Source organism: Alkalispirochaeta alkalica DSM 8900 (genome assembly GCF_000373545.1).
GTDB classification, from domain to species: domain Bacteria; phylum Spirochaetota; class Spirochaetia; order DSM-27196; family Alkalispirochaetaceae; genus Alkalispirochaeta; species Alkalispirochaeta alkalica.
The window spans coordinates 76,589-89,173 of sequence record NZ_KB891725.1 but is presented as its reverse complement, the minus strand read 5'-3'; the positions used below and the strand labels follow the sequence as shown (position 1 = coordinate 89,173).

Here is a 12,585-nt window from a genome sequence, read left to right as displayed (position 1 = left end):
TCGCCGAAACGTCTCCCGATTTGGTACTCTTACTATTACCCGATATCATAGGGAGACTCCGGGAAATCCGGAGATCTGCCTGGTTCTACACTGCAGGAGGAATACTATGATCGCACACAAAAAGAGGAGCCCCCGCTCTCTTCCGGCCCTCGCCCTGGCAGCTCTCACGGCATCGCTGGTTCTCTTCTCCTGCGGGTCATCAGGCAGGGAAGAGGCCTCCGCCGGAAACCACATCATCGTGGCAAACTTTGCCGAAACCCAGACCATGGACCCCCGGGCCGTAGAAGATATCGCCTCCCACTGGATCAACAACCAGATCTACGACGGCCTGGTGCAACGCACCGACGACAGGGGCGTCCAGCCCGCCCTGGCAGAGAGCTGGACCTTTCTGGACGACCGGACCCTGGAGTTCCAGCTCCGCCAGGGGGTTCTCTTCCATAACGGAGAGGAGTTCACCGCCCGGGATGTGCAGTACACCCTCGAGACCCTGCTGGACCCGGAAGCAGGCTTCGCCGGACGATCCAGACTCGCCATGATCGACGTGGCAGGAATCGAGGTCATCGACGACTACACAATCCGGATTCCCACGCGGGAACCCTTCGCCGCGATTCTCACCTACCTTGCCCACAGCTCGGCCCTGATCATTAACAAGGCTGCCGCCGAGGAAGAGGGAAGAAACTTCGGAGCAAACCCCGTGGGAACGGGACCCTTCAAGCTCTCTCGCTGGGATCGGGGCACAGCAGTTCACCTGGAACGGTTCGACCAGCACTGGCGCGGCCCCGCCCAGGTGGAAAAACTCACCTTCCGGGGAATACCCGAAGACTCCAGCCGTACCATCGAGCTCGAAACGGGGGGCGTCCACGTGGCGCAGCGCATCCCCGAGACGGATCTCCGCAGAATTCGGGAGAACTCCGATACGGTCCTTCACGAATACGCTGCCATGCGGCTCAACTATATCCTCTTCAACACCCAGCGGCCCCCCTTCGACGATCTCCGGGTGCGTCAGGCGATCAGCTACGCCCTGGATACGGACCTGCTGGCCCAGGTCGCCTACGGCGATTCCGGCATCCCCGCCCGGGGGTACATGAACAGCTCCATCTGGGCCTTCAACCCCGACGTCTACCGCTACGACCAGGACCTGGAAAAGGCACGGCAGCTCCTGGAGCAGGCCGGGTACGGCGACGGTTTCGCGGTGACCATGACGATCGACGACAACCCTGCCCGGCGAACCCTGGCCGAGATCCTGGGAAACCAGCTGCGCGAGCTGGGCATCACCATGAGCATCGAGATTATGGAATGGGGTGCCTATCTCCAGCGGACCGCTGCAGGGGAACACCAGATGGCGCAGCTCGCCTGGCTCGCCAGCACGGGTGACCCCCACCACGCGCTCTATCCCAACTACCACTCGCGGAACATCGGGGCAGCAAACCGCTCCCACACCAATCTTCCCGAGCTGGACGCCCTGCTCCAGGCAGGGGTAACCGAGGGGGACACCGAGGCGCGTCTTCAGATCTACCGGGAGGCTCAGGAGATAATCGCACGCCACGCACCGATCATTCCCGTCTCGGATGACCGCGAAGCCGTGGGAATCAGGGCGAATCTTCGGGGCTTCATTCCCTCCCCCTCGGGGTATCACCTCTTTCACGGAGTGGGCTTTGCCGAATAACACCAGGCCCGGCATAACGCCCGGCATACAGAGAAGCACCGGGAGGCCCGACGAGAGATGACCTCCTTTTTACTCAAGCGTCTTCTGGCGCTGGTACCGGTCCTGCTGGGGGCTTCGTTCATCGTCTTTTCGATCATGCATCTCACCCCCGGCGACCCGGCGGTGCTTCTCCTGCCCCAGGATGCATCGGCCGAGGATATCGCCGTGATGCGCGAAAGCCTGGGGCTGAACCGGCCTTTTCTGGTCCAGTACGGATCTTTCCTGCAGGGAATTCTCCGGGGGGATCTGGGAACCTCCTTCCGCAGTGGGCAACCCGTGGCAGGACTGATCATGTCCCGCCTTCCCGCTACGATGCAGCTCGCCGCGGCATCCCTCATTGTGGCTATCATTATCGGCCTGGTGGCAGGAATCGTCGCCGCCGTCCGGCAATATACCCTCTGGGACGGCGGCGCCATGGTAACGGCCTTGCTGGGGGTGTCCATGCCCAATTTCTGGCTGGGCCTTATGCTGATTCTCTTTTTCTCTGTTTTCTGGGCCGGGCGATTTGGCAGTGTGCTCCTGCCCGCCTCGGGGTACGGCACCATTCAGCACATGATCATGCCCGCCATCGTCCTCGGCACGGCCCACGCCGCCTTCGTCACCCGGATCACCCGTTCTTCCATGCTGGAAGTTCTTCGTCAGGACTACATCCGAATGGCCCGGGCCAAGGGGCTCAGCCCCTTTCGGGTTGTGGCAATCCACGCCCTGCGAAACGCCCTGTTGCCGGTGGTCACCATCGTGGGGCTCCGCTTCGGCGTTTTGCTGGGCGGCTCTGTGGTAACAGAGCGCATCTTCGCCTGGCCCGGCATCGGGCGACTCCTGATCGACGCGGTCCGTGCCCAGGATTACGCTGTGGTCCAGGGAATTATCCTTACCTACGCGATCATTTTCAGTCTGGTAACCCTGGGAGTCGATCTCATCTACGGGCTGGTAGATCCCCGAATCCGGAGTCAATACCGGTGATGCCGGAGAACCCGCCCGTGAGTATACATCGGTGAGTACACATCCATGAGTATAACAGAGAACAAAACTGCAGCAAAAATAATCCGGCGTCGCACCCGCTTCGAGGAGACCTGGCGTCAGTTCCGTAAAAATCAGGGAGCCATCGTCGGCACAACCCTTCTGGTCTTCCTGGCGACCCTCGCCCTGGCAGCTCCCCTGGCCGCCCCGGAAGGGCTGGACGACCAGCATCTGGGACGGCGGTTTCAGCCACCCTCGCGGGAGAATATCCTGGGAACAGATAACCTGGGTCGCGATATCCTCTCCCGGATCATCCACGGATCACGGCTCTCACTTTCCATCGGCTTCATCACCACCTCGATCGGTCTCGTGGCGGGAGGCTCCCTGGGGGCGATCGCGGGCTACTACGGTGGCCACAGGGACCAGGTAATCATGCGGTTCATGGATATCATCCTGGCCATACCGGGATTCATCTTTGCCGTGGCCCTGGTCACGGCCCTGGGACCAAACCTTCTGAACCTGATGATCGCCGTGGGCCTGAACTCCATCCCCTACTTTGCCAGAATCATCCGCTCCTCGGTCCTCTCGGTGAAAGAGGAAGAATACATCCAGGCAGCCCGGGTCATCGGTTGCAGTAACGGGTGGATCATCGCGCGACACGTTATCCCCAACGCCTTTGCCCCCATCCTCGTGCAGGCAACCCTGCGAATCGGTGACACGATCATCATCGCCGCAGGACTCAGCTTCCTGGGACTCGGCGCCCAACCGCCCCTTCCCGAATGGGGCGCAATGCTCTCGGCGGGACGGCAATACCTCCGCGACGCCTGGTGGATGGCCACCTTCCCGGGCATCGCCATCATGATAACCGTTCTGGCCTTCAATCTCGTAGGAGACGGTCTGCGGGACGCCCTGGACCCCCGGCTGAAATCGTGAAGGATCACGAGAAAGGACATCCTGTCATGGAGAGACCCCTTCTGGAGGTGCAGGACCTCCACGTTCATTACAAAACCGACGACGGAACGGCCCGGGCCGTGAATGGAATCGATTTTTCCATTCACCGGGGGGAGACCCTGGGACTGGTGGGCGAGACCGGCGCGGGAAAAACCACCACCGCCCTGGCCCTGCTGGGCCTCGTTCCTCATCCTCCCGGGAAAATTACGGGGGGGAGGATTCTCTTTCAGGGAGAAAATCTCCTTGAAAAAAGCGGGAAAGAGCTGCGCCGCCTTCGGGGAAACCGCATCTCGATCATCTTCCAGGATCCCATGACCTCCCTGAACCCCCTGTTTCCTGCGGGAAAACAGATCGCCGAAAACCTTACCCTCCACCAGAATCTCCCGCCACGGGAGGCCCTCAAAAAAGCGGGTGAACTTCTGGCCCGGGTGGGCATCCCCGCCTCGCGAAGCGGCAATTACCCCCACGAGTTCTCGGGAGGCATGAAGCAGCGCGTGGTCATCGCCATGGCCCTGGCCTGCAACCCGGCCCTGCTGATCGCCGACGAACCCACCACGGCCCTGGATGTTACAATCCAGGCGCAGATTCTGGAAATCCTGCGGGACCTCAAGGAAGACTTCGGCCTCTCCCTCCTCATGATCAGCCACGATCTGGGAGTGGTGGCCGAGGTAGCCGACCGGGTCGCCGTGATGTACGCCGGAGACATCGTGGAGACCGGTAGCGTGGGACAGGTTTTTGAGGAACCCCGTCACCCCTACACAATCGGTCTCCTGAACTCCCTGCCCGATATCGATGCTCCGCGAGGAGAGTCGTTGCAGCCCATCACGGGCCTCATGCCCGACCCCATGGAGCTTCCCCGGGGGTGCAGCTTTGCCCCCCGATGCCCCCGGGTCATGCCGGTATGTGAGGAGCAGAAACCTCCCGTCTTTTCTCCCGACCAGGGCCGGGGAGTGCGCTGTTTTCTCTACCACCAGACCGGGGGCCAACCATGACCGCTCCCCTGGTTGAGCTCGTGGGACTCCAGAAATATTTTCCTGCCAAAGAGGGAATACTCAAGGCGGTGGACGGGGTATCGCTCCAGATCCACCAGGGTGAGACCCTGGGGCTGGTAGGCGAAAGCGGGTGCGGAAAATCCACCACGGGGAAACTGCTGGTCCGGCTCCTCGATCCCACAGCCGGACAGATACGCTACCGCGGACGCGATATTACCTCCCTGAAAACACCGGAGGAATCCCGAAAATTCTCCCGAACGGTCCAGATGGTCTTTCAGGATCCCTACTCCTCCCTGGACCCCCGCATGAGCGTGGGGGAGATCATCGAAGAGCCCCTACGCGTGCATCGCCTCTTTCCCGCCCGCCGGGAGCGACAGCAGCGAATACGGCAGCTCATGGACTACGCCGGGATCGCCGGGCGCCTGATCAACTCCTACCCCCACGAACTGGACGGGGGCCGACGCCAACGGGTGGGAATCGCCCGGGCCCTGGCGCTGGACCCGGAGTTTCTTGTCCTGGACGAACCGGTTTCGGCCCTGGACGTCTCCATCCAGGCGCAGATCATAAACCTCTTCCAAACGCTCCAGCAGGAACTCTCCCTGACCTATCTGTTTATCGCCCACGATCTCTCGGTGGTTCACCACGTAAGCACCAGGATAGCGGTGATGTATATGGGAGAAATCGTGGAAACGGGATCTGCCGACGAGGTGATTCGCGATCCCCGCCACCCCTACACGGAAGCGCTGGTCTCGGCGATCCCGCGCGTAAAAAACCGGGGAACCCGCACGAGAATTATTCTCCAGGGTGACGTGCCAACCCCCGTGGATCCGCCGCCGATCTGCCGGTTTTACGGGCGCTGTCCCAAAGCTATGGACCAGTGCCGGCGCCCTGTGGAACTGCTCACGAGCGCTTCAAACCGACCTGTACGATGCATCCGGGAGGAACAATGAGACCTGTCATAGGAATAACGAACACAAATCGCGCGGGCTTCATCGACGGCTACGCCCAGGCCGTGGCCGATGCGGGAGGGTCGCCCCTGATCATCCCCATTGTGCGGGAACTCAAGCCCCTGCGGTCCGTCCTCGCCACCATGCACGGCCTGATTCTCTCGGGTGGCGCCGATATAACCCCCTCCAGCTATAACGAGCCCCCCCGGCCAGGGCTGGAAGAGACCATCCCCGGGCGGGACAAACACGAACTGGCCCTCCTGGACTACGTCCTCGGCGCTTCGTCGATCCCGGTGCTGGGAATCTGCCGGGGAATGCAGTTGCTGAATGTCCACGCAGGGGGCTCCTGCTATCAGGACCTGGAACGGGAACAGCCGGGAACATTCAGGCATATGCTCTTTGGCATCTATCCCTTCGATGCACCGGCTCATAGCGTCACCCTCCTCCCGGGAAGCCACCTGGAAGAGATCTTTCAGACCTCCGAGATAGCAGTGAACAGCTTTCATCACCAGGCAATCAAGGAGCTCTCTCCCGCCTTCCGGGCCACCGCCCACGCCCCCGACGGGGTGATCGAGGCGATTGAAGCCCCGGGAGAGCGCTTTATCGCAGGCATTCAGTGGCACCCCGAGATGATGGCCGAAAAAGACCTACCCTCGCAGCGTCTTTTCCGGGCCTTTCTCCAGGAGTGCCGGCGTTAGGAGCGGCCCTTCCAGTAAGGCCTCACCCGAGGAGAGAGAAAGCACTCACCCGGAAAAAGCAGCCTTAAGACTCTCCGCGAAGGGAGGAGTGATTATTCCCCGATCCGTAATGATCCCCGTGATCAACTCGTGGGGGGTAACATCGAAGGCGGGATTCCTCACCTGGATCCCCTCGGGAGCGGTGCGTCGCAACCCGAAATGGGTAACCTCTTCGGCCTCCCTCTCTTCAATCACGATCTGCGCGCCCGTTGCGGTAGAAAGGTCAACCGTGGAGGCGGGGCAGGCAACATACACCGGTATCCTGAAATACTGTGCCATGATCGCCACACCAAGCGTTCCTATCTTGTTCGCCACGTCCCCGTTTGCCGCCACGCGGTCGGTTCCCACGATTACCATATCTACCAACCCCTGCTGCATCACAAAGGCAGCCATGTTATCGGTAATAGTGGTGACATCAACCCCCGCCTGCTGCAGTTCCCAAGCCGTCAGACGCGATCCCTGAAGCAGGGGACGGCTCTCATCGGAATATACCCGGAAGCCGATACCACGCTCGTGGGCCAGATACATGGGAGCAGTGGCCGTCCCGTAATCCGACGTGGCGAGACGCCCGGCATTACAATGCGTCAGAACGCCCATGCCCTCACGAATCAGCGAAACCCCGTGCTCTCCGATGCTCCGGCATAACTCAACATCCTCTGCGTGTATCCCCTCGGCGGTCTGTTTCAGCAGATTGAACAATTCATCACCGCTCCGGGCGTTCGACGCCTTCAGGGTATCGACAACACGGGTGAGGGCCCAATGAAGATTAACAGCCGTGGGACGGGAACTATCCAGATACTCCGCCTGCTTTTCCAGCTCCTGAATAAAATCCCCGCGATCGAGGCTGATCTTCCCCCGCATGGCGACAACGAGCCCGTAGGCCCCTGCAACACCGATAGCGGGAGCTCCACGAACCTTGAGTTGCTTTATCGCATCCCAGACCTGTTCCACCGACCGCTGCTCTTCGATTTTGATTTCCCCGGGCAGGAGCGTCTGATCCAGAAAGAAAAGCCGCTCGTCCTTCCAGGTGATGCTCTTTACGCTTGCGTTGTCCACTATTGTTCTTCCTTCCGATTTTTCTGAAAAATTTTTACTTTCCCGTGCCCGCATCCTGAAACTTGAACGCAAGATCGTGATCTGCCAGGGTCTTCTTCCATTCGTCGGAAGGTTCCTTGTCCGTGATCAAGAGATCAAAGTCATCAAATTCAGCGATATGCACGAAGGAAGTGACATCAAACTTCGATGCGTCAGCGACAAGAATCGAACTCTCCGCCTGGCACATCATCTGCCGACGGACTTCTGCTTCCCGCTCGTTCGCATCGGTAACTCCACGGGACTGGTGCAATCCATCGCAGCAAATAAAAGCCTTGTCCGCAAAGTACTTCTCGATTTCAGCCTCCGCCGTCCTTCCAACTACGGTAAGCGACGTTGCGCGAAGCGTTCCCCCAACACAAATTACCTTTACGTCTCGTGATCGTGCCAAAGCTTCAGCAACTTTGAGGGCGTTGGTGATCACAATCAAATTCTTCTTTTCGCAAAGATGCTCCGCGATATGTATGGCCGTGGAGCTTCCGTCCAGAAAAATGGTATCCCCGTTTTGAACAGATTCTGCCGCAAAAGCCGCTATCGCATCCTTTGCCTCGAGATAGACGGTATTTCGCATGCTGACAGGAACCTCGCGGTGCTTCCCTGCATTGATGAAAGCCCCTCCGTAGGTCTTGCACAGGAGTCCGTTACTCTCCATTTTTGTGAGATCCCGTCGAATCGTTTCTTCGCTCACCTCAAACCGCCGGGACAGTTCAGCCACCAATACGCTACCCGACTCTTGCAAGAGCTCAATAATCATCTGTCTTCGCTCTACCGCCAGCACTGTTTATCTCCTGCTGTTCCGATGTTACACATCCCCATCTCCCTGGGGAGCTCTTCTCCTGGGAAGAGCCCCCACAGAAACCACCGCCGGAAAGGCGGATCTCATGGCATGGCGAACTTCTGTATTACTTCCAGTACATCGTCTATGGAAGTCAACTGTTCTCGATGCAGAATAAACTCCCTCGCCGTGTCGAGGACCGCAATCTGGGCATCTCTCCTGACATTGACATCCTTGATCGACCGGATATCTTCAACCTGAGCCAGCCCGACAATACGACGAGTCATCTTGCAACCAGCATACCCAATCGAGTCTGACAAAAGCCTCTTCATGTAGTCATCCCGATACTCGGGAGCGCTCTCGAGAGGTGTGTGAACGTGCTCGTTCCACAGGTTGCGGAACTCCTTATCAAAGACACGCCAGATTTCACGAATTGTTTCGAGCAGATAGCCCTGAAATTTCTTGCGATCGGAGAGATCCTGTTTGTGCCAGACCTGGGCAGCATGATTCAGCACAAGGTTCCCGATGATCGCGCCCACATCAAACCCCATGGGTCCGTAGAAAGCAAATTCGGGATCAAAGGCCTTGGTCGAATCCTGTGTCACAAAAACACTTCCCGTGTGGAGATCACCATGAACCAGTGCCTGCCCCTGGGTCATGAATTTTTCCTTGAGTTTTGCAACCTCCCTCTTGAGGAGAGCATCCCTCCAGTTGCGCTCGGCCCGTTCCCGAATTTCGGGATCTATTTTATTATTCTCCGCATTAAAATAGGGGTTCGAGAAAACGAGATCTTCCGTAATCTTGCAAAGATCCGGATTGACAAAACTCTTCTGAAGTTCCTTTTTCTTGAGCGGATCCATTCCAAGATCAGACGTGAAAAAGAGCGATCGTGCGAGGAAAATCCCCAGATGCTCACCGAGTTTTGGATAGACCGTACCGGCGATCAGCCCTTTCCGCAGAACAACGTGGTCAGAGAGATCTTCCATGATGATAGCGTACATCTCTCTGTCGTAATCAAATATCTTGGGTGCCAAACCAGGACAGTGTGTGTCGTGCAACACCAGCATCTCGCTCTCGATCCGCGCCCGCTCCAGGGGAGCCACAATACTCTCATCGATTCTGGCGTGCGGCAAAGACTGCTTTATGATAACACTCTGTTTGGCGGCATCCTTTTGCCACACGCGGAAAACCATATTAAGATTTCCGTCCCCAATTTCACGGCAGTCAAGGTCTGCTCCTTTTGGAAACAGCGACGTCTTCGACTGAACATACTCCGCTGCAGTTTGCTCATTAAGCGTTTCGTAACCCATTATGATCTACCTCCTCGTAAACTACGCGAATCACGTATAGGACATTCCTGGCTTCTGAATTCTTCAGAAAACCAACAAAACGGTCAATATAATACCATAATAGCACTGTTATTCTTGCAAGTCAAAGTTTTTTTATTGATTTTTGTGGTTTTGTGTTTGTTCAATAGGAAGAGCCCGGGGGGATCCCTGCAGCGCCATTCCCGGTCATAACAGGACCGCAACAAATCCGCTGCGGCTGAATTCCTTCACTGATCGCTCATCAGGGGCGGAAGCACACCTGCGGCTCACAGAGCTTCACGGACCCGTCTGACAATTTCATCAACCAGGGTTTCCAAATCTGCCGGCGACAGAGCCTCGGGATTCTCTCCTGGTGATCGGCATTCACCCTCTCCACCGGAACAGGCCGCTTTCGAGTCATTCCATTCCGGACGACACCCGCACCCCCGAACTTTCGTCTGTATCCCGTAGAAATCCCGTAGCCCCTGCAACCGGTGAATCTCCTGATGGGAAAAGGGTTGCGCTCCCCCCAGCATATGGGCGTAGATCAGGATCTCTGCGTTATGCTCGAGCTTCTCGAGTTTCTTGAAGGCCTCGGCCATAGTGGCCCCCACCGTGACACTTCCGTGCCGGGCAAGCATCACCACATCACTCACGGCAATAAGATCACTCATCGAGCCAGGCAAATCATCTGTACTGGGGGTTGCATAGGGAGCAACCGGCACATCACCCAGCGTCACCACCACCTCGGGGAGAATACAGGTATCGAGAGGTGTTTTCGTAAGCGTAAAGGCAATCGACTTGGGAGGATGTGCGTGAATGACCGCGCTTATATCATCACGCCGACGATACGCCTCAAGATGCACTTTATACTCGGTTGAAGGCCTTCGCGTATCTCCCACAGGATTTCCGTCAGAATCAATCACCAGTAAATCATCGATCGTGACATCTTCCTTTCGTATTCCTGATGGAGTAATCAGAAATCTCTCCTTTGAAAGACGGACCGACAGGTTCCCATCGGTTGCACATACCAACCCTTGGGCGTGCGTTTTCCTGCTGTAATAGACAATCTGTTTCCGAGCTTCAAGTTCGCCGATGACCATGTTCTCACCTCTTGCCTTGCATCGTTGCTATGTATCGGAATCATTCTGACTGGGCACTGTTACCCCTGCGTGCATGGAGACCGAATCGATGATCCCTACAATAAGCTCCTGTAGCGGGGGATTCTTGGTGCCTAATATGGCAGCAGCCGAATTACCTTCCTTAAGAACCAGGACATAATCTCCAATCCCGGCTTGAACAGTATCAACCGCCAGAATCTCGGCCCCTGTTGGAGTGAAATCAGGATTGCATAACTCAACAACCATGAGAGACCGCGCTTCGTAGACGGGATGCTTTATGGTTGCTGTTACCGTTGCACGAACACACCCGATCTTCATTTTGCAGACTCCAGATCTGTCGACGGTTCAAGATATTCCACGATTCCCGCAATGGTAGCATCGGTGGGCGTGGCGTGATCGGGCAATGCAAAAGCAGCTTCTCTGCTATCAACAACAAAAACCCGATCACCAATCCCCGCCTGTGTAGCATCGCACGCAACAATCGCCTTGCCTGAAGGCGATCCGTTCCGGCAAATCGGCTGCACCCAGAGAAGCTTTAATCCCTCAAACTCGGGAATTTTTATGGTAGCCGTTACAAACCCGATGACCCGGCCGAGAAACACGGTCCCCCCCTGTCTCTTATCTTTGAAAAACCGTCTCGTTACCGATTGTGCAAGAATCCACAATAGCGACAATAACCGCGTCCACTGGACTATCCTTTGTTTGCGAAGTCTGGCGCGCAGAGGACCCCGATGTATAGAGCACGATTTCCTCTTCGCCAGCCCCGACCGCATCAACTGCCACGGTATACTCACCCAAGGGCTTCAATCGTTCATTCAGACGCTCAAGAACCAGAAGCTTTGCACCGACCAGGGCCTCACTTTTCTGGGTTGCCACAACGGTGCCGGTAACACGTGCCAGATTCATTCATTTGCTCCTGAAGCGAGTTTAGCTCTATGCCTGCCCGGTGTCAACAAAATCACACACTAATCAACATGATCGAGCAGGCTGCGAGATTGCCCTAGGTTCTTCCCTTGGAGAGCCCGAAAGTAAAAGCCAGCGCTGCTACCAGGACACTACCCTTTACAAAATCCTGAACATAGTAAGGCATGTTCATCATCGAAAGTCCGTTCATGAGCATACTGATAAAGATGGCTCCCACGATAGTACCGAAGGGGTTGGGACGACGAACCCCCAGCACCGCAAAACCGATCAGAGCGGAACCGATGGCATCCATCAAGAGAGTTCCACCCGAGCTTACATCACCGCGACCAACCCGGGCGGCCAGCACAATTCCTCCCAGAGCTGCCACGGTTCCGGAAATGACGTAGGCCATTACGCGATACGTATCAACCTTGGCGCCCACCAGACGGGCAGCCTCTGCGTTACTCCCGATGGCATAAAAAACCCGACCCCATCGCGTGAGTGAGAGAACAACAAACACGACTATTGCAACAGCAATCATGATGGCAACAGCCGTGGGAACGATACCAAAAATACGCCCCTGACCGAGAAACAGAAAGTAGTCAGAAAACCTTCCGGGAGCTACAACACCACCGGCGAGAACGGCACCCCGCCCGATTGAGCGACCACCCGACGGAATAAGCTGAACTCCCTGCACCAGGAACATCATTCCCAACGTCGCCAGGAGATCGGGTATCTTTACGCGAACAATAAGAAATCCGTTGATCGCCCCGATTCCTGCCCCCAGAGCAAGACACACAAGAATAGCCAGAACACCGCTTGCATCGAGAACGACCATGACATAGGCGGAGATCATAACCGACAGCGCAGCAACCGATCCGATGCTTAGATCAAGACCATCGATCACCAGGGGAAACGTCACACCAAGAGCGAGAATCGCGTAGATCGTCGCTCCAAGTAATATTGAAAATAAATTCACTGGACGCAAGAAAACAGGATTCCACCAACTAAAAAAAGCAAACAGCATCGCCATTACTATCAAGAAACCGTATCGAATGGCAAAACGCTTGAAAAATTCGGATTTTGATTGGATCA

General features: G+C 56.9%; 14 protein-coding genes. 6 read left to right on the top strand and 8 right to left on the bottom strand.

Annotated elements, in window-relative coordinates; translation table 11 throughout:
* Positions 1–106: 106 nt before the first annotated feature.
* Genes B071_RS0110505 through B071_RS0110480 form a run of 6 tightly spaced genes read left to right on the top strand, consistent with a single transcriptional unit; the run spans position 107 to position 6,253 of the window.
* A complete protein-coding gene (locus B071_RS0110505) occupies positions 107–1,666 on the top strand; it encodes an ABC transporter substrate-binding protein (RefSeq protein ID WP_018527049.1) in 1,560 nt (519 codons plus the stop codon).
* 57 nt (positions 1,667–1,723) lie between these two features.
* Complete coding sequence (locus tag B071_RS0110500; protein WP_018527048.1) at positions 1,724–2,668, top strand: ABC transporter permease; 945 nt, start codon at positions 1,724–1,726, stop codon at positions 2,666–2,668.
* A 45-nt stretch (positions 2,669–2,713) separates the two neighbouring features.
* On the top strand, positions 2,714–3,598 hold the full coding sequence (locus tag B071_RS0110495) for an ABC transporter permease (RefSeq protein ID WP_018527047.1): 885 nt from the start codon (positions 2,714–2,716) through the stop codon (positions 3,596–3,598).
* 26 nt (positions 3,599–3,624) lie between these two features.
* Complete coding sequence (locus B071_RS0110490; protein WP_018527046.1) at positions 3,625–4,608, top strand: ABC transporter ATP-binding protein; 984 nt, start codon at positions 3,625–3,627, stop codon at positions 4,606–4,608.
* On the top strand, positions 4,605–5,558 hold the full coding sequence (locus B071_RS0110485; protein WP_018527045.1) for an ABC transporter ATP-binding protein: 954 nt from the start codon (positions 4,605–4,607) through the stop codon (positions 5,556–5,558). Before B071_RS0110490 ends, B071_RS0110485 begins: the two co-directional genes overlap by 4 nt.
* Entirely contained in the window at positions 5,555–6,253 is a 699-nt protein-coding gene (locus B071_RS0110480; RefSeq protein WP_018527044.1) for a gamma-glutamyl-gamma-aminobutyrate hydrolase family protein, read from the top strand. The genes B071_RS0110485 and B071_RS0110480 overlap by 4 nt, the downstream gene beginning before the upstream one ends.
* A gap of 45 nt (positions 6,254–6,298) precedes the next feature.
* Here the strand turns inward: B071_RS0110480 and mtnA are convergent, their stop codons facing one another.
* The 8 genes from mtnA to B071_RS0110440 all read right to left on the bottom strand — a co-directional run bounded on the left by mtnA (position 6,299) and on the right by B071_RS0110440 (position 12,469).
* Positions 6,299–7,348 (bottom strand): S-methyl-5-thioribose-1-phosphate isomerase, encoded by a 1,050-nt coding sequence (gene mtnA, locus B071_RS0110475; protein WP_018527043.1) that lies wholly within the window; start codon positions 7,346–7,348, stop codon positions 6,299–6,301.
* Between the two features lie 34 nt (positions 7,349–7,382).
* Positions 7,383–8,138 carry a DeoR/GlpR family DNA-binding transcription regulator gene (locus B071_RS0110470; RefSeq protein WP_051075298.1) on the bottom strand — a complete coding sequence of 252 codons (756 nt, stop codon included), beginning with the start codon at positions 8,136–8,138 and terminating at the stop codon, positions 7,383–7,385.
* Positions 8,139–8,263: 125 nt separating this feature from the next.
* A complete protein-coding gene (gene mtnK / locus B071_RS0110465; protein ID WP_026245156.1) occupies positions 8,264–9,469 on the bottom strand; it encodes an S-methyl-5-thioribose kinase in 1,206 nt (401 codons plus the stop codon).
* A 284-nt stretch (positions 9,470–9,753) separates the two neighbouring features.
* Positions 9,754–10,569, bottom strand: coding sequence for a class II aldolase/adducin family protein (locus B071_RS17105; RefSeq protein ID WP_018527040.1), 816 nt, complete (start codon positions 10,567–10,569; stop codon positions 9,754–9,756).
* 27 nt (positions 10,570–10,596) lie between these two features.
* Positions 10,597–10,905, bottom strand: a complete 309-nt coding sequence (locus B071_RS17100) for a EutN/CcmL family microcompartment protein (protein WP_018527039.1) — start codon at positions 10,903–10,905, stop codon at positions 10,597–10,599.
* On the bottom strand, positions 10,902–11,189 hold the full coding sequence (locus tag B071_RS0110450; RefSeq protein WP_018527038.1) for a EutN/CcmL family microcompartment protein: 288 nt from the start codon (positions 11,187–11,189) through the stop codon (positions 10,902–10,904). Before B071_RS0110450 ends, B071_RS17100 begins: the two co-directional genes overlap by 4 nt.
* Positions 11,190–11,205: 16 nt before the next feature.
* Positions 11,206–11,493 carry a EutN/CcmL family microcompartment protein gene (locus B071_RS0110445; protein ID WP_018527037.1) on the bottom strand — a complete coding sequence of 96 codons (288 nt, stop codon included), beginning with the start codon at positions 11,491–11,493 and terminating at the stop codon, positions 11,206–11,208.
* Positions 11,494–11,587: 94 nt separating this feature from the next.
* Complete coding sequence (locus tag B071_RS0110440; RefSeq protein WP_215730295.1) at positions 11,588–12,469, bottom strand: ABC transporter permease; 882 nt, start codon at positions 12,467–12,469, stop codon at positions 11,588–11,590.
* Positions 12,470–12,585 lie beyond the last annotated feature (116 nt).